This window comes from Agrobacterium vitis (genome assembly GCF_037039395.1).
Lineage (GTDB): Bacteria > Pseudomonadota > Alphaproteobacteria > Rhizobiales > Rhizobiaceae > Allorhizobium > Allorhizobium vitis_E.
Map to the genome: position 1 here is coordinate 2875331 of NZ_CP146242.1, position 15921 is coordinate 2891251.

A 15921-nucleotide genomic window follows, 5' to 3' on the forward strand; every position below is an offset into this window, starting at 1 on the left:
CCCATGCGTTTTGCCGCTATAGCCGATATTCACGGCAATTGTCTGGCTCTGGAAGCGGTGCTGGCCGATATCGCTGCTCAGGGCATTGGCTATGACCATGTCGTCAATCTCGGCGATTGTTTTTCCGGGCCGCTGGAGGCGGGGCGCACCGGCGACCTGCTGCTGTTGCTGGATCTTGTCACCGTCAGGGGCAATCACGACCGCTATCTGATCGAGCAGGACAGGGCGGCGATGCATTCTTCTGATGCGGTTGCTTACGACCAGCTTTCGCCCCGGCATTTGCAATGGCTGCAACGCTTGCCCGTCACCACGGTCTGGCGCGAGGAGGTGTTTCTCTGCCATGCCACGCCTGGTATTGACGATCTCTACTGGCTGGAAAGCGTCAGCCCCGAAGGCCTTGTGCATCTGAAAGCCCGCGCCGAAATCGAGGCGCTGGCCGAGGGCGTCGGGCAGGAACTGATCCTCTGCGCCCATTCGCATCTGCCGCGTGCGGTGCGGCTTACCGATGGGCGGCTGATCGTCAATCCCGGCAGCGTCGGCTGCCCGGCCTATGATGATGACGTACTGTTTTATCACCGGGTGGAAGCCGGAACGCCGCTCGCCTCCTACGCCATTCTGGAAAAGGGTGAAACAGGCTGGACGGTGACGTTCCGGCAGGTGCCTTACCGTCATCTCGAAATGGCCCGGCTGGCGGCGGACAGGGGCCGGGATGATTGGGCAAGCGGGTTGGAAAGCGGCTGGCTCGCCTGACGATCGATGCCAAAAATAATCTGTTGCAACACTCTTTCCGCGACCTTTTTGATCGGCGGCGCTGTATGATGGCTCCGGGAAGAGGATGAATGAACCACCATGCGATTGCTGATCGTTGAAGACAATCATGAATTGGCCGATTGGCTGGCCAAGGCCCTGACCCAGGCGCATTACACCGTGGATGCCGCCCATGATGGCGAAGAGGCCGAGGATTTTTTGAACCTCGCCGATTATGCCGCTGTGATCCTCGATCTGTCCCTGCCGAAGATCGACGGAATGACCCTGCTGAAGCGCATTCGCCGCAGTGGTCGTAAGGTGCCGGTGATTATCCTGACTGCCAATGCCTCGCTGGACGGACGGGTGGCGGGGCTGGATTCCGGTGCCGACGACTATCTCGCCAAGCCTTTCGAAATGGCTGAGCTGGAAGCCCGGCTGCGGGCGCTGATCCGGCGCGGGCATGATTTGGCCAGCCCGGAAATTGCCGTGGCTGATCTGGTGTTGAACAGCGCGACCCGGCAATTTTCCCTGAAAGGCGAGGTGTTGTCGCTAACGCCACGCGAACATTCGGTGCTGGAATATCTGATACTGAAGGCGGGCAGCACTGTTACCAAGGCGGCGCTGTCGCAAAGCGTGTTCGGCTTCGATGCCGAGACCGATCCGAGCGCCATTGAGATTTACGTGCATCGGGTCCGCAAAAAGCTGGAAGGCGGGACGGTGCAGATCGCCACCCTGCGTGGCCTCGGCTATATGCTGCGGGCCGCATGAGATGGGTGGGCGGGGCATGAATTTTGGTCGTGTCCGGCCCTTGCTGCGGCTGCGCCACAGCCTGAGGGCCCAGCTTCTGGCCTGGGTGATGGTGACGCTGGTCGGCGTGATCGGCTTCAATCTGTATTTCGGGCTGGTGATGGCCCGCAGTACCGCCAATCTTGTGACGGATAATATGCTGCTCGGCTCAGCACGGATGATTGCCGAGGCGGTGCGGGTCGATCAGGGCGGCAATGTCGAGGTGGATATTCCACCGGCAGCGCTGGAAATCTTCGATACCGGCTTTGGCGACCGGGTCTATTACCGGGTCACGACCGCCTGGGGCAATCTGCTGTCCGGCTATGCCGACCTGCAAACCCCGGCCCATGAACGCCAGGGCGAGGACATGGTGTTTCGCAATCTCAATGTCCGTGCCTTGATGCTGAACCATCCGGTGGTCGGCTTTGATTCCGGCGCAGGGACTGATGGCGCTGGCGTCACCGTGACGGTGGCGGTGACGCGTTATAGCCAACAGGCGATGCGCACCCATTTGTGGTTTTCGAATTTTAACGGGCAGGTTCTGTTGGTTCTGGTCGCCGGGGTGGTGACGGTGCTGGGGCTCCAGCGCGGTCTTGCCCCCGTCTTGCGGCTGCGGGATGCGGTGCGCGCCCGCCGTCGTGACCAGCTGGAACCTTTTGATGAGGCGATCGTCCATACCGAGCTTCGTCCGTTGGTGCGGGCGCTGAATGATTACATGAACCGCGTGCAGCGCCAGATGGCGGCGCAAAAACGGTTCGTTGCCAATGCCGCCCATCAATTGCGCACGCCGCTGACGCTGATTTCGACGCAAGCCAGCTTTGCCGCCCGCGAAACTGACCCGGTCCGGCGCGAAGAAGCGCTGCACGCGCTGATCCGCAGCACACGGCAAGTCACCCGGCTGGCCGAACAACTGCTGACCCTGACCCGCGCCGAACCCGGCAGTCGCGCCCCCCGCGCCGACCGCGTCGATATGGCCGACATCGCCAGACAGGTGCTGGAAGCCCAGGCCGAAGACGCATTGCGGCGCGGCATCGATCTCGGCCTGGAGGCGGAAGGGGCGGCCCCCGTCACCGGCGATGGCACCATGCTGCGCGAAATGACCGTCAACCTGGTCGATAATGCCCTGCGCTACACGCCTTCACCCGGCGTGGTGACGGTAGCAGTGGAGACGCTTGCCGATACCGTACAACTCACCGTCGAAGACAGCGGCCCCGGCATCGCCCCCGCAGAACATGAGCAGGTCTTCGAACGCTTCTATCGCATCATCGGCACCCAACCCGAAGGCAGCGGCCTCGGCCTCGCCATCGTCCGCGAAGTGGTGGAAGGCGCAGGCGGCAAGGTGACGCTGGGAAGTGCTGCGGAGGGAGGGTTGAAGGTGGTGGTGCGGCTGCCGAGGGCGGGGTGAGGTTCAGCCAAAGCCGAAAAACACAGCCAGCGAACGGGTTACGAATAGCATGGCGTCATCATCCAACCGACCGAAGGCCGGGCCAAGCCGTTCTCGCCTGATCGATATGGCTTTGTCCACCATGATCTGTGACGGCTTTTTCAAGCCATTGGCAGACGACGGCTGCACAGTCACCCGCAACAGCGGCGCATCGACAAGGGTAGAGGAGATCAGCAATACGGTTGCGGTGCCGGTTTCAGAGAAAAAGTCCGATTGAATGATGAGGGCAGGGCGCGGCCTATCAAAATCGCCGGGCACGGCGGATTGTGGGCGGTTGTCAAGTTTGTGAATTGGAGCGGCTTCAATAAACCAGCCGCGATCATTCGCCATGCGTTCGACTATTCTCATCTCAATGGCAACTCGAAACTTTGTTTCAGTGTTTCCATTGGCACGTCAGTTTTCACGCTGAGGATGCTTGGAATCCGGGTGAGGTGGTCGGCCTGGAAGCGCCAATAGCTGTGCAGATCGGCGGTGACGATGCGAAGAATGGCGTCGCATTCGCCGGTGGTCAGATAGCATTCGATAACTTCTGGAAATTTCCTGATCGCCTCGGCAAATTGCAGGGTGAGCTGCGCATCCTGCGTCTTGAACCACACCCGTGCAAACACAGTCAGCCCGGCGCCCACCTTTGCCGGGTTCAGCACCGCGACATAGCGGTCGATAATGCCTGCCTCTTCCAGCAATCGCACGCGCCGCAGGCAGGGAGAAGGAGACAGCCCGACCTGCTGAGCCAGATCGACATTGGAAATACGTCCATTTTTCTGAAGTGCCCGCAAAATGCGGCGATCTATATCGTCCAAAGTGTGAGACATTTTCTATCTTCAATGCTGATAATATTGAAATTATATGCCAATATATCAGATTATTATAGCCTTTTCGCAACCTCATTGCGCAGGAATTGGCCTATTCTTTCAGTTATCAATCTGGAGACTGGAACGATGGCAAGGGAAATCAAAAAACTGGTGCTGGCTTATTCTGGGGGCCTGGATACGTCCGTGGTCCTGAAATGGTTGCAGGTTACCTATGGCTGCGAGATCATCACCTTTACCGCTGATCTCGGGCAGGGCGAAGAGCTTGAACCGGCGCGCCACAATGCGCAAAGGCTGGGCATCGAGGATATTCGCATTGTTGATCTTCGAGAAGAATTCGTTCGCGATTTCGTTTTCCCGATGATGCGCGCCAATGCGCTCTATGAAGGTCAGTATCTTCTGGGCAGTTCGATTGCCCGGCCCTTGATTGCCAAACATCTTATCAGCATTGCTCAGGACGTCGGGGCCGATGCCATTGCCCATGGGGCGACCGGCAAGGGCAATGATCAGATCCGGTTCGAACTGGCCGCCAATGCGCTTGATCCGTCAATCAATGTCGTCGCTCCTTGGCGCATTTGGAGTATCCAGTCACGCACGCAATTGATCGAATACGCGCAGGCGCATCAGATTACGATCCCTCACGACAAGCTCGGAGAGGCGCCTTTCTCCACCGATGCGAACCTGCTGCATACCTCCACCGAAGGCAAGGCTTTGGAAGATCCGTCCGTGGTTGCTCCGGCTCATGTCTATCAGCGGACGGTTGATCCTATTCATGCTCCCGATGTGCCTGAAATCATCACAATCGGCTTTGAAAAGGGTGATGCCATTTCTCTGAACGGGGAGACATTATCTCCAGCCGCCTTACTGACGAAATTGAACAGTTTGGGTGGGCGGCATGGAATTGGCAGGCTCGATCTTGTTGAAAACCGCTTCATCGGCATGAAATCCCGTGGGATCTACGAGACGCCAGGTGGCACGATCTTGCTTGCTGCGCATCGCGGTATCGAATCCATCACGCTTGACCGGGCAGCGGCGCATCTGAAAGATGAGATCATGCCCCGTTATGCCGAACTGGTTTACAATGGCTTCTGGTTTGCGCCGGAACGGGAGATGTTGCAGGCCTTGATCGACCGAAGCCAGGATTATGTTGCCGGGGAGGTGACAGTGAGCCTTTACAAAGGGCAGGCGCGCGTCATTGCCCGGAACTCTCCGAGTTCGCTCTATTCAATGGATCTGGTGACGTTCGAAGAAGGATCGAGCGGCTACGATCACCACGATGCCGAAGGCTTTATCCGGTTGAACGGACTACGCTTGAAAAGCTGGGGCGCTCGAAACAGAAGCGTTATGCGGTCGACATGAGATTTGCGCCAATCGCAGGTGTATCCTCTGCTGAAAGATCGCGTCCTCTTCCGTCACCCTTGGGCTTGTCCCAAGGGTCTGCTGCCGCCAGCCCATGGTTGCTCTATAGGATATCTCACTGTGGTTAGATGCCCGGCACAAGGCCGAGCATGATGAAGAGGCGCAATGACGCGTTATCAAAATATCAAAAACCGCCCGCAACATCAGTTGCGAGCGGCTTTTGCCGGGAGGAGCATTTGCTTCCGTCAACTCACCTCAATGCGTGTCGAGGCTCTGCTGTGGGCGCCATTTGGCCAAGCGGTTTTCGATCAGCGTCATCACATATTCGGCGGCGAGCGTGATGATCATGACGAGGACGATGGCGGCGAACATGCCGGCGGCGTCGAACGTGCCTTTGGCAATCGAGATCAACTGGCCGATGCCGTAGCGGGCACCGACGAACTCGCCGACGATGGCACCGATAATCGCAAAGCCGAAGGAGACGTGCAGGCTGGCGAAGATCCAGCTCATCGCCGAGGGTACGATCACCGCCTTGGTCACCTGCCAGTCATTGGCACCGAGAATGCGGGCATTGGCAATCATGTCCTGGTCGGCTTCACGCACGCCCTGGAAGGCGTTGGCGAACACCACGAAGAACACCATGATGAAGGCCAGCGCCACCTTGGAGGCAAGGCCAAGGCCCATGATCATGATGAAGATTGGCGCCAGAACCACGCGGGGAATGGAGTTGATCGCCTTGATATAGACGGAGAAAATATCGGACAGCAGCTTGTTGCGGCCAAGGCCGATGCCAACCACCACACCGGCAATCGAGCCGGAGAAGAAGCCGATCAGCGCCTCTTCCATGGTAATGCCGAGATTGTACCAGAGCGAGCCTTCCGTGGTGCCATTCACGGCCCAGTCATAGATCCGCTCCACCACCGCATAGGGGCTGGCATAGAAGAACGGGTCAATCCAGGTCTGGTCGGAAGCCACCTGCCACAGGGTCAGCACGCCAACCAGAATAGCGATCTGCCAGAACAGCACGATCTGCTTGCGGCGCTTGACGGATTTGAGTGCGGCGGCCTCGATTTCCTTGTCGGACGTGCCAGCGCGAAAGGTGGCCGCAGGGGTGGCCGGGCTTTGCATACTAATGTCTGCCATAATTCTATCCTCCTCAGGCGGCTTCGCTGGCGCGGCGGTAGCTGGTTTCCACTTCCTGGCGCATGTCTTCCCAGATCGTCTTGCAATATTCGACGAATTCCGGCTCGTAACGGATCTCGGAGACAACACGCGGGCGCGGCAGCGCGATGGGGTAGACGGATTTGACCGTGGCCGGACCGGCGGTCAGCACATAGACCTTGTCGGCCAGCGCCACGGCTTCTTCCAGATCGTGGGTGACGAAAATCACCGAGGCCTTGCGCTCGGCCCACAGCTTCAGCAATTCCTCATGCATCACGGTGCGGGTCTGCACGTCTAACGCCGAGAATGGCTCGTCCATTAGCAGGATTTCCGGCTCGTTGATGAAGGTCTGGGCCAAGGCCACGCGCTTCCTCATGCCGCCCGAAAGCTGGTGGGGATAGTGATGCAGGAACTTGCCAAGGCCGACGCGGGCCAGCCAGTCTTTCGCCAGCTTTTCTGCTTCGGTTTTGGATTTGCCGCGAAACAGCGGGCCAGCCATGACATTGTCGATGACATTCTTCCACGGAAACAGCGCATCCTTCTGGAAGGCGAAGCCGACGCGCGGGTCGATACCGTTGACCGGGCCGCCCATCAGCCGCACTTCACCAGCGCTGGGCTTGGCTAGGCCGGTAACGAGGTTGAGCGTGGTGGATTTGCCGCAGCCGGTCGGGCCGACGACGGCAACGAATTCGCCGCGCTCCACCGCCATGTTGAAATCCTTCAGCGCGGTCAGCGTCTTGCCGGTGGGGGAGACGAAACGGCGCGTCACATTGATGAGTTCGATAGCCGGGGTCCGGCTCTGATCTTTGGCCATGGGACATCCTTCCGGCGAGCGTCAGGCCCGCAGAGTGTGGTCGTTAAAGGAGAGGGAAGGGCCGCCCGGCCAACTGACTGGCGGCCCATTCAAGTCATAAATTGCGCAATCAGAACTTGGCGTTCTTGACGAATTCGGTCGTATAGGTCTTGGACAGGTCGATCTTCTTGCCCTTGACGTTCTTGGAGAACTCCGAGAGCACGGCCAAAACCGTCGGCGGGCCATCTTCCGGCATCACGCCATCGGGGGTGAACATGCCCTTGCCCGCGTCGAGAGCCTTGATATAGCCCTCCTTGTCGCCAACGTAGAAATCCTTCGGCATCTTTTCGGCAATTTCGGCAGCCGAATGGGTGTTGATGAATTTCAGCGTCTTGACGAAGGCGTTGGCAAGCTTCTGCACCTCTTCCTTATGCTCGTTGACCCAGGCGGTTTCCATGTAGAGCGAGGCGGCCGGATAGGTTCCGCCCAGTGCTTCGCGGGTCTTGTCCACGGTGCGCAGATCCACGAGAACCGAGGCTTCGCCGGTCTTGACCATGCGCGAAATCGTCGGCTCGGTGGTCATGCCGCCCTGAATGCTGGCCTGCTGCATGGCGGCAATGAATGTGCCGCCCGCGCCGACCGGGATGGTGACGATCTCGCCTGGCTTCAATCCGGCCTTGGAGGCCATGTAAAGGGTGAGGAAATTGGTGGAAGAGCCAAGCCCGGTCACACCCAGCGTCTTGCCTTTGAAATCGGCAAAGCTCTTGATTTCGGGGTTCTTGGTCGAAACCAGCTCAACTTCGCCCGGTGCCTGGCTGAACTGCACGACCGATTCGACGAACTTGCCCTTGGCTTGCAGATCGACGCAATGATCGTAGAAGCCGACCACGCCGTGGACAGCGCCCGCCAGAAGCTGGTTTTCCGCATCGACGCCAGCCGCTTCGTTCAGCAGCTCGACATCAAGGCCTTCTTCCTTGAAATAGCCAAGGCTCTCGGTCAGCTTGGCGGGCAGATAGATCTGCTTTTCAAAACCACCGACCATAATGGTGATCTTTTCGGCGGCCTGTGACAGCGCGGTGCTAGCCGTCAGGCTGGCAGCAGCAACGGCGCACAACGAAAGGGCGCGGAAAAATTGGCGTGTGGAACGCATGGATATTATCCTCCTCTGGGTCAGTCCCGTGGCGCGCTCCCCGGCGCGTCTCCTCCACGGGATGGTGGAGCGTTTGTAGCAGCGCTACCTTTCAGTCAGCTTTCAGAGGGCGAAAAAATGAATGGAGTCCTAACAGTGTTAAAATGTGGCCCACCCTCTTTACGCTTGGATGGCGGCCCGCAGCGATCGGATTTGCGCACGGCCTCTGTCTCGCGATCCCTTCTGATCCATTCTCAATCGAGAAAATTATCAAGCGATTGGAAGACACCTGCCGTTTTCCAGTGGTTTCTGTTGCCGACGACGTAGAGAGCCTCTTTGGCTCTTGTCGCGGCAACATTCAGCAAATTAGGACGCCCACCGGCCCAACCGCGCGCGCCGCGCTGCTGCGCATCTGGCGCTCCCAAAATGAAGAAGACGGCTTCCGCCTCTCGGCCTTGTACAGTGTGAACCGTGCCAATACGCTCGCGAACCCACTGATAGGGAGTGTCTACCCAGCCATCGAGTATGCCGCTTGTCCGCAATGCGTCCCGCATGCGATCCTGCACCACGACAAACGGCGTCACGACATAGAAATCGGGCGGGCATTTGTTATCCTTAAGCTGGCGCAAAACTGCCAGCAGCGCGGTGCCTTCCTGGGGGCACCATTTTTCCTGCCCGCGTCCTTCGACATCGATCCATCGTGATGGACCGAGAACATCTCTGATGGCAGAGGATTTTGCGACCTTCGCCTGAACCATCAGATTTTCGTAAGCGATAGAATTGGAAATGCTGAACATTGGCTCTGCGCAGCGGCGATGCACGAGCAGCGGAACGCCAACTTCACGTGTTCCGAACTTCGTCTCGAACGTGCCGTAATATTCGGTGGCACTGTCGGCCAATGTCTGGGTGGAGGCTCCTGGCGCATTATAGATCAGTGGATCTATGCCGAACTGGTGGCACATGGCTTCAGTCAACTGATCAGGCAAGACGACAACCGGCTCGATCTGGATGGGGTCGCCCACAACCATTGCCCGTTGCGTTCGCATCAATGCGCCGATGGCAGCCTGTGGCAAGGCTTGCCCTGCTTCGTCCACAAGCAGCCATCCGAAGGCGTCTGGCCCGATCTTGGTAAACATCCGAGAGACCGACGCGAAGGTCGTCGATATCACCGGCACCAGCAGGAACAAGGTGGACCATATATCGGGGATCAGCGCATCCTTTTCAGGGCTACCCAGCGAGCGGGTGCCAAATCCATCCAGCAGCACGTTAAGATTATGCCGGATGGGTTTGGCGGCGGCATCGATGAACGCCTTGTGAAGAGCCATCGCCGCCTCGAACACATCGTTGCGCAGATGCGCCGTCGTCGCGTCCAGCCAAGGCGCGCTTTTCTGCTTTTCCGGATGGCGCTGTTCGAAGAAATCATCCGAGATAAATATGCCGGGATAGTGTTGGCTAAGGGCGTCTAAGGCACTCCGTTCGCGGTTCAGTGCTTCGGTCAATCCTGCGATTGAGGCTTCCATCCTCTTGAGCTCACTATCGGCGCGCGCATGTTCGGAACTCTTGACATTGGCATCAGCCGCCAGGCTTGAGAGCGTCGCTTGCTCGGACATGAAGCGTTGGGTGATGATATCGTGTGCTGCACGCCATGACCGGTAGGTCTGGGTGCCGAAAAGACGGCTGAACAATCCCGGACGGTGTTTTGCGGATGCGTCGAAGTCTTTTTTCAACGCGTCTACGATTTTTCTCTGGGCATTTGATAGGGACACAGCGTGTCGCGCGCGTTCCGCCATCGCGGCAACGACTGGGCTCATTGTGTCTATTTCAGCACGAAGGCTACCAATCGTTTCCAGCTTTAACGGGATAGAGCGTAGGAGATCGTGGGCTTTTTGCAAATCGGCCAATTTCGTTTTGGCGGATGCCGTCACTTTGCGGAAATGCTGGCGTGCCTTCTTCCAGCGCCGCAAGGCCTCCTCGTGGTCCTCTGGCGCGTTTTCGTTGACGATAATATGCGGAGGTCTTTGCTTTGTACCGGTTTCAGTCTTCTCTGTGATGAATTGGGGATTGCCGCTGGCCTGCTGCAAATATTTCTGCATGCCAACATCTTCGCCCCACCAGAAGGTTTGCCGGAAATCGCTGCGGTTCTTGCTGTTGCCGAGGACTGCCGCAACCGTTCCCCAGGTGTCGCGCTGCAACAGCGCGTCCGAGACGGTTTTGAAATACCGCAGACCATTGGCATCTGCCGCAATAGCCTCCATTGAGGGCAGTTCGGCGCTGACATTCTCCGCGGCTTTGTTGTTGGAGGACGCGACAATCATCTCGTAGCCGGTGATCTTGCTATCAAGACGGTAGAGTTGAACGAAGGCATTTCCCTTCCTCATTCTCTGACCGGAATGGATGAAGGCTTTTTCCGGTTCGTCATAGGTGCAGAGAATTTCCGCCCGCTTGGTGACGAGAGCGGCGATGACATCGCGCAGGAGCGTGGTCTTGCCTGTGCCGGGTGGGCCGTTGACCGCCAAAATGCCATCCGTCTTCAGGTCATGTATGGCGAGATTAACGGCGCATTGCTGGAGAAGCGCCAACGGATGCCGGCCATTGCCCGGCCACGATCCCAAGGGGAATTTTTGGGGTTCGAGAGCATCTGCAAGCGCCTCATTGTCCTTCATCAGATTGCGGCGGCTGCGCGGTTTGATGACGCCCAGGTAGCGCTTGAGGTTTGGTGTCGCCTTGCCAGAGGCTATGAGCGAGCGGGCCATGGCCAGATCGTCGAGAAAGAAGGAGTTGAGCAGGATCGACTCCGGCGGGTCTTTCAGCTTGAAGAATTGATAGGATTTCACGGCAAAAGCCGGAGGCTTTGCAAATTGAGCTGACAGACCGATGGTCTGAACCAGCCAGTCATAGGCAGTCTGGATCGTCTTTCTTGTCAGCGGTAATATCTTGCCGTCTTCACCTTTTACGACCACTTTATTGGTCAGACCTTCCAAGAGCGCCCGTTCCGCCTGCGACCATTGGGCAAGATCGCCAAGCCGTCCGCTCAGCGCTAACGGAATTCCCCATCCGAAACTGGCAACGGAAACGGCTTCTTTTTCTACAGGGCGACCTTCCCGGTCCAACATGATCGTGGCAAGCACGGCCTCTCCACGCGCCTGTGGGCGTTCGGCCCTGCTGTCGGTGTAGACAGATAGCAAGGCTGAGACGGCAGCTTCCATGTCGACGCTGCCAAGCACGACTTGATAATACAGCTTCTGATTCGGGCGGCTCTTCTCACCGCCGTTCTCCCAGGGGAGAACCTCCTTATTGATATCGCCAATGCGGTAACGATCGCCGCCGGTCAAATCTTCCGGTTTGCGGAAAGACGGCGGTGACAAGACCTCCATTGCTGTCATGCTGACAGGACATTGCTGGCGTCGTTGGTGATAGGAGGCCGTTCGAGCGGCGGGCGGTTGGCGGATGGGGTGGAGCCTCTCGGCGCCTCTGACGTTCCAATCGGTGAGGCTATAGGTGTTTCGACAGACGTCGGGATAACTGGAGATGAACGAACTGGAGCAGTCTGGTGGTTCGCGACATCCGGCAGAGGTGGTTTGGCAGTCACTCCTATAGATTGCATTACGCGTTGCCGTAATTCGTTTGCACGCTGGACTTTCCGCTCGGATAGTTCCTCAAACAACTGGTTCAGAAACTCTGGATCACCGCGCCGTTGATCGAACAGTTGCTCAAGTTCTACCACACCCTTTTGGATCAACGGTCTTTTGGCCATATTCATAAAATCTCTGATTGATAGGACAGGACTTTATTTACGATCAAAGGTTGCGATAAGCCTAAATTTCCTCTCTTTGACACGGAAAGAGTGTGTTAAATCCGCGGTTTCGACGCCACGCCCGCCACATAGGTTTCCACCACCACCCGGTCGTCGCCCAGCGTCTGCATGAGGAACAGTTCTTCGGTCAGTGAGGTTACAGCTTCCATTTTCAGTGCCATGGCAGGCGTGGCATGGGCATTGAGTACCACCAGATCGGCTTCGGTGCCTGACGCGAGCGTGCCGATCTTGTCGGAGAGCGACAGCGCTTCGGCATTGCCCAGCGTCATATGGTAGAAACTGTCCAGCGGGTTCAGCCGCTCGCCCAGCAATTGCTGGATCTTGTAGGCCTCATCCAGAGTGCGCAGCATGGAATAGCTGGTGCCGCCGCCGATATCGGTGGCAAGGGCAACGCGCACCGGCTTGGTCCGCCGCTGGATGGCTTTCAGCGGAAACAGGCCGGAGCCAAGGAACAGGTTTGACGTTGGGCAATGCACCGCGACAGAGCCTGACTCAGTGAGAGCGTCCGCCTCACGCTCCGAGAGGTGAATGGCGTGACCGAACAGGGTTTTACGCCCGAGCAGGCCGTAGCGGGCGTAGATATCCGTATAGTCGGATGACTCAGGGTAAAGGCTGGCGGTGAAATCGATTTCCTCGCGGTTCTCAGAGAGATGCGTCTGGATATGGAGATCAGGAAATTCATGGGCCAGCGCCTGGGTTCGCTCCATCTGCTCCGGTGTCGAGGTGATGGCAAAGCGCGGCGTGATGGCCACGAGATTGCGTCCGCGACCGTGCCAGCTTTCAATCAATTCCTTGGTTTCGTCATAACCGCTTTGCGGCGTGTCCAGCAGGCCCTGTGGCGCATTGCGGTCCATCATCACCTTGCCGGCGATCATCCGTGTGCCACGCCTTGCGCTCTCGGCAAAGAAGGCATCCGCCGAGGTTTTATGCACCGAGCAATAGGCCACCGCCGTCGTCGTGCCTTGGCGCAGGAATTCATCGAAGAAATGCGTGGCGATCCGCGCTGCATGCGCAGTTTCAACGAAGCGGCATTCCTCCGGGAAGGTATAGGTGTTCAGCCATTCCAGCAGGTTGGCGGCGTAGGAGCCGATCACCTGCATTTGCGGGAAATGCACATGGCAGTCGATAAAACCGGGCAGAATCAGATGTGGGCGGTGATCAATCTCCACGGTCTGCGCGTCGGCCTCTGCTTTGACACTGTCATAGGTGCCGGAGGCGAGGATCAGGCCGTTTTCTACCAGGACGGCGCCATCGCTTTCAAAGAGATAGCTATCTGTATCGGTGATGTCGCGGGGCTGGCTGCGGAAGGAGAGCAGGCGTCCACGGATCAGGGTCTTTGTCATTACGGGCTTTTGCCTTTCACAGCACTTTCATACCAGGCGACCAGCAGGGCGCGTTCCTGAGGCGTGACCTCCGAAACATTGCCGGGCGGCATGGCGTGGCTTCGTCCGGCCTGGATATAGATCTCCCGGGCATGCGCCGCAATCTCGGCATCGGTTTCGAATTTGACGTTCTTGGGCGCAAATGTCAGCCCTTCCCAGACCGGTTCCGCCGCATGGCACATCGAACAGCGCGCTTGGACGATATCGCGTGCCGTGCCAAAATGCGCGTCGGCCAGGAATTGCTGTTGCATGGGCGACAGTGCGGCATGCTCGCCTGAACCTGGTTTCTGCACGGTGGAAAGCCACATGATGATAATGAAGATCACCGTGGTCAGCATCCAGGTCCAGATCGGGCGGCCTTTGCGGGCATGGGTGGTATTGAACCAGTGGCGGATGGTGACGCCCATCAGGAACACCAGCGCGGCAATGATCCAATTATAGGCGGTGGCAAAGGCCAGCGGATAATGGTTGGACAGCATGAAGAACACGACGGGAAGCGTCAGGTAATTGTTGTGCAGCGAGCGCTGCTTGGCAATCATGCCGTATTTCGGATCGGGTTTACGCCCCGCAATCAGATCGGCCACCACGACGCGCTGGTTGGGCATGATGATGAAGAACACATTGGCGGTCATGATCGTCGCGGTAAACGCGCCCAGATGCAGGAAGGCGGCACGCCCGGTAAACACCTGTGTATAGCCCCAGGCCATGGCGACCAGCAGGATATAGAGCAGGATCATCAGCCCCCAGGTATTCTTGCCGATCGGGGATTTGCACAACAGGTCATAACAGATCCAGCCAATGGCAAGCGAAGCCATCGACAGGCCGATGGCCTCCGGCTGGGTAAGGTCGAGCACGCTCCGGTCGATCAAAAACAGATCGGCCCCGCCATAATAGACCACGCAGAGCATGGCAAAGCCGGACAGCCAGGTGGCATAGCTTTCCCATTTGAACCAGGTCAGGTGCTGCGGCATCGAGGCGGGCGCCACCAGATATTTCTGCACGTGGTAAAAGCCGCCGCCATGCACCTGCCATTCCTCGCCATAGACGCCTTCTGGCATGCCGGGGCGTTTGACGAGACCCAGATCCAGCGCGATGAAATAGAAGGAAGAGCCGATCCAGGCGATGGCGGTGACGACATGCAGCCAGCGGACCGCAAAAGCCAGCCATTCCCAGGCGATGGCAAATTCATACATGGTTGACCTCTTTTACTCTCCCGACCAGTGACATTGCAAAATACTGGCGGCCAAGGGAAGGGCACATTTTCGCAGATGCGCAAAAATATGTGCATGCGTATGTTTTAGGCAGATTGGGTGAGGATCAAGCGGTATTGACGCCGTTCAGTTCGAAGGGTGGCAGGTTTGCAATCAGCCATTGGTGAAAGGCCTTGACCTTCGGCAAGGTCCGGCGCGATGGCGGGTAAACCAGCCAGTAGATCTGGTCATCACCCAGCAGCAAGTCGAAGGGCTGGATCAGACGGCCCGCCGTCAGATCGTCGCTGACATAAAAGGGGCTGAGAAAGGCCATGGCGTGGCCTGCAATTGCCGCTCCGGCTTGAAGGTCGAGCGCGCCCTGAGCATCCAGTCCTGTTGACCTGGGGAGGGGAGAAACAACGCCTGCGGCACGAAACCAGTCTGCCCACCAGGTCTTGTCGCTGCTCATGCGGGGCAGTTTGAGAAGGTCTGCCGGTTCATGCACACCGCCAATGCTGGCGGCCAATGCGGGACTGAGCATGGGGGCGTAGCTGAGCTTCAATATCGGATGACAGATCAACCCGGGTACCGGCTCTTTGCCAATATGGATGCCGACATCGCCGCTCTCGCGGACAAAATCCCGCGGCTTCCCATCGTTTCGCAGCAGGCGCACGGCAATACCAGGATGCTGGAGTTGGAAATTGCCGAGATGGCGCGCCAGCCAATGGGAGGCAAAGGTCGGTGTGGAGTGAATTTCCAGAACTTCGCTTGCCTCATGCCGTGCCAGCGCCACGGCCTCGCGCAGCAGCTCGAAGCCTTCCCGCGTTTTCGGCAGCAGCCGTTCTCCGGCCTCGGTCAGGCTGATCTGCCTTGACGTCCGCAGAAACAGCAGCGCGCCGAGATTGTCCTCCAGCAGCTTGATCTGGTAGCTCACCGCCGTCTGGGTCATGCCAAGCTCTTCAGCGGCGCGGGTAAAACCATTGTGGCGGGCAACGGCCTCGAACACCCGCAATGCATTGACCGGGAACTGTTTCGACAATTTCATTGGATAAGCTCTCTTTATGGATGAGCATGATAATCCGATTGGATTGTCGAGGCAATCGGCGCCAATATCCTCATATCAAAACGGGCGCCGGTGGTGAATTCACGCCTCTGCCGACCCGGTCTTACACATCAATAGATTTTGGGGAGTGCGGAGCATTATGCCGTCTGCGAACGCATTGTGGTGCCTTGTTGCGAGGCTTTTTAGCAAGGTGATTATCGGCCTTTCTGGCCGGAAAAACCGTTATCGATATCAGGATCTACCA

Annotated in this window: 13 protein-coding genes; 4 read left to right on the forward strand and 9 right to left on the reverse strand. The window is 58.0% G+C overall.

Going from position 1 to position 15921, the window contains the following annotated elements; translation table 11 throughout:
* The first annotated feature begins 3 nt into the window (after nt 1-3).
* The 3 genes from V6582_RS15820 (at nt 4) to V6582_RS15830 (ending at nt 2938) form a co-directional block, all read left to right on the forward strand.
* Nucleotides 4-750 (forward strand): metallophosphoesterase family protein, encoded by a 747-nt coding sequence (locus tag V6582_RS15820; protein WP_156630855.1) that lies wholly within the window; start codon nt 4-6, stop codon nt 748-750.
* A gap of 99 nt (nt 751-849) precedes the next feature.
* Nucleotides 850-1515 carry a response regulator gene (locus V6582_RS15825; RefSeq protein ID WP_070166499.1) on the forward strand — a complete coding sequence of 222 codons (666 nt, stop codon included), beginning with the start codon at nt 850-852 and terminating at the stop codon, nt 1513-1515.
* 16 nt (nt 1516-1531) lie between these two features.
* On the forward strand, nt 1532-2938 hold the full coding sequence (locus tag V6582_RS15830) for a sensor histidine kinase (protein ID WP_234889591.1): 1407 nt from the start codon (nt 1532-1534) through the stop codon (nt 2936-2938).
* Nucleotides 2939-2941: 3 nt separating this feature from the next.
* Here the strand turns inward: V6582_RS15830 and V6582_RS15835 are convergent, their stop codons facing one another.
* Nucleotides 2942-3307: a type II toxin-antitoxin system PemK/MazF family toxin gene (locus V6582_RS15835; protein ID WP_234889592.1), complete on the reverse strand. Its 366-nt coding sequence runs from the start codon at nt 3305-3307 to the stop codon at nt 2942-2944.
* Nucleotides 3308-3321: 14 nt separating this feature from the next.
* Nucleotides 3322-3789, reverse strand: coding sequence for an Lrp/AsnC family transcriptional regulator (locus V6582_RS15840; RefSeq protein WP_156630857.1), 468 nt, complete (start codon nt 3787-3789; stop codon nt 3322-3324).
* A 126-nt stretch (nt 3790-3915) separates the two neighbouring features.
* On the opposite strand from V6582_RS15840, the gene V6582_RS15845 reads away from it, so the two are divergent.
* Nucleotides 3916-5145, forward strand: coding sequence for an argininosuccinate synthase (locus V6582_RS15845; RefSeq protein WP_156630858.1), 1230 nt, complete (start codon nt 3916-3918; stop codon nt 5143-5145).
* 255 nt (nt 5146-5400) lie between these two features.
* Here the strand turns inward: V6582_RS15845 and V6582_RS15850 are convergent, their stop codons facing one another.
* The 7 genes from V6582_RS15850 to V6582_RS15880 form a co-directional block, all read right to left on the reverse strand.
* Complete coding sequence (locus V6582_RS15850) at nt 5401-6288, reverse strand: ABC transporter permease (protein ID WP_156630859.1); 888 nt, start codon at nt 6286-6288, stop codon at nt 5401-5403.
* Between the two features lie 13 nt (nt 6289-6301).
* Complete coding sequence (locus tag V6582_RS15855; protein ID WP_015916803.1) at nt 6302-7120, reverse strand: ABC transporter ATP-binding protein; 819 nt, start codon at nt 7118-7120, stop codon at nt 6302-6304.
* Between the two features lie 109 nt (nt 7121-7229).
* Nucleotides 7230-8249 (reverse strand): ABC transporter substrate-binding protein, encoded by a 1020-nt coding sequence (locus V6582_RS15860; protein ID WP_156630860.1) that lies wholly within the window; start codon nt 8247-8249, stop codon nt 7230-7232.
* Between the two features lie 233 nt (nt 8250-8482).
* The gene (locus tag V6582_RS15865) at nt 8483-11602 is read right to left on the reverse strand and encodes a DEAD/DEAH box helicase (RefSeq protein ID WP_197434305.1); all 3120 of its coding nucleotides are present in this window, start codon (nt 11600-11602) and stop codon (nt 8483-8485) included.
* 475 nt (nt 11603-12077) lie between these two features.
* On the reverse strand, nt 12078-13385 hold the full coding sequence (gene guaD / locus V6582_RS15870) for a guanine deaminase (protein ID WP_156630862.1): 1308 nt from the start codon (nt 13383-13385) through the stop codon (nt 12078-12080).
* The gene (puuD, locus tag V6582_RS15875; protein WP_156630863.1) at nt 13385-14617 is read right to left on the reverse strand and encodes a urate hydroxylase PuuD; all 1233 of its coding nucleotides are present in this window, start codon (nt 14615-14617) and stop codon (nt 13385-13387) included. Before puuD ends, guaD begins: the two co-directional genes overlap by 1 nt.
* A gap of 124 nt (nt 14618-14741) precedes the next feature.
* Nucleotides 14742-15659: a LysR substrate-binding domain-containing protein gene (locus V6582_RS15880; RefSeq protein ID WP_156630864.1), complete on the reverse strand. Its 918-nt coding sequence runs from the start codon at nt 15657-15659 to the stop codon at nt 14742-14744.
* Nucleotides 15660-15921 lie beyond the last annotated feature (262 nt).